Genomic DNA, 824 nt, shown 5'->3' with positions numbered 1-824 from the left:
TGTGCGGCATGGCCGCGGCGATCACCATCGCCGAGGTCGAGCGGCTGGTGGAGCCCGGGCAGATCCCGCCCGAGGCCGTGCACCTGCCCGGGGTGTTCGTGCAACGGGTGGTCGTCGTCGGCGAGGAGGGCAAGCGGATCGAGAAGCGCACCACCCGCCCCCGCCCCGGCGCGGCTGCACCCGCGGCCGCCGGCACCGAGACCACGGAGGCCTGAGATGGCACTGTCCCGCGACGAACTCGCCGCCCGGGTCGCCCTGGACCTGCACGACGGCCAGTACGTCAACCTCGGCATCGGCATGCCCACCCTGGTGCCCAACCACATCCCCGACGGGGTGCACGTGGTGCTGCAGAGCGAGAACGGCGTGCTCGGGGTCGGCCCCTACCCCTTCGAGGGCGAGGAGGACGCCGACCTGATCAACGCCGGCAAGGAGACGATCACGATCCTGCCCGGGGCCAGCTTCTTCGACTCCTCGCTGTCCTTCGGCATGATCCGCGGCCACCACATCGACGTCGCCGTGCTGGGCGCGATGCAGGTCAACACCCGCGGCGACCTGGCCAACTGGCTGATCCCCGGGAAGATGGTCAACGGGATGGGCGGGGCGATGGACCTCGTCCACGGTGCCCGCGAGGTGATCGTGATGATGGAGCACGTCGCCCGCGACGGTTCCCCCAAGATCGTCGAGGAGTGCTCCCTGCCGCTGACCGGCAAGGGCTGCGTCGACCGCGTCATCACCGACCTGGCCGTCATCGACGTCACCGACACCGGGCTGGTGCTCCGCGAGACCGCTCCCGGCGTCACCGTCGCCGACGTCGTCGCCGCCAC

General features: G+C 71.1%; 2 protein-coding genes. Both read left to right on the top strand.

Annotation, left to right across the window (positions count from 1 at the left end):
- The coding region (locus O2W53_RS23775; protein ID WP_331253819.1) for a CoA-transferase at positions 1 to 215 on the top strand (215 nt) is incomplete at its 5' end.
- Position 216: 1 nt separating this feature from the next.
- The coding region (locus tag O2W53_RS23770; RefSeq protein ID WP_269165526.1) for a CoA transferase subunit B at positions 217 to 824 on the top strand (608 nt) is incomplete at its 3' end.

This window comes from Modestobacter sp. VKM Ac-2978, from assembly GCF_026968025.1.
Classification (GTDB): domain Bacteria; phylum Actinomycetota; class Actinomycetes; order Mycobacteriales; family Geodermatophilaceae; genus Modestobacter.
Note: the sequence above shows the minus strand (reverse complement) of the source record. Positions and strands in the feature narration are given on the sequence as shown.